Source organism: Paenibacillus sp. sgz302114 (assembly GCF_056120345.1).
The window spans coordinates 1-385 of the sequence record NZ_JBVYOI010000048.1 but is presented as its reverse complement, the minus strand read 5'-3'; the positions used below and the strand labels follow the sequence as shown (position 1 = coordinate 385).

Here is a 385-nt window from a genome sequence, read left to right as displayed (position 1 = left end):
GTTTCAATCTTGAAACATTCGACAAAAACACTACAGACTTTCGCCACGAAACTTATTCCCTCCTTTGTGAAGAAATCATAGACCAACAAGGCGTCATGTCCGCAATGGAAAACATGAGTGACCGGGCAAAGATTGCGGGCTTTATTCTTTTCCTTTCCAATCGCTTCAAAAAGATTAGCCTTTCCCAATCCGAACTCAACCTTTTCATGAATAACGTCGAAATTGCCAGCTATCTTGGCTTAGCTCACGAAACCTTTTCACGCGCCCTCAGGCAACTGGAACAGGAAAAAATCATCGCTATCGAGTATCGTAAGATCACCATACTGGATAGACAAAGACTGCAAGCCATCGACATAAACAAGCAGTAAATCAAAGATGGCGTGGT

The 385-nt window shown here is 42.9% G+C and carries 1 protein-coding gene; it reads left to right on the top strand.

Translation table 11 applies throughout. The features are described 5' to 3' along the window. The coding region (locus tag AC0LWF_RS27865; RefSeq protein WP_474654705.1) for a Crp/Fnr family transcriptional regulator at nucleotides 1–368 on the top strand (368 nt) is incomplete at its 5' end. Nucleotides 369–385: the final 17 nt, after the last annotated feature.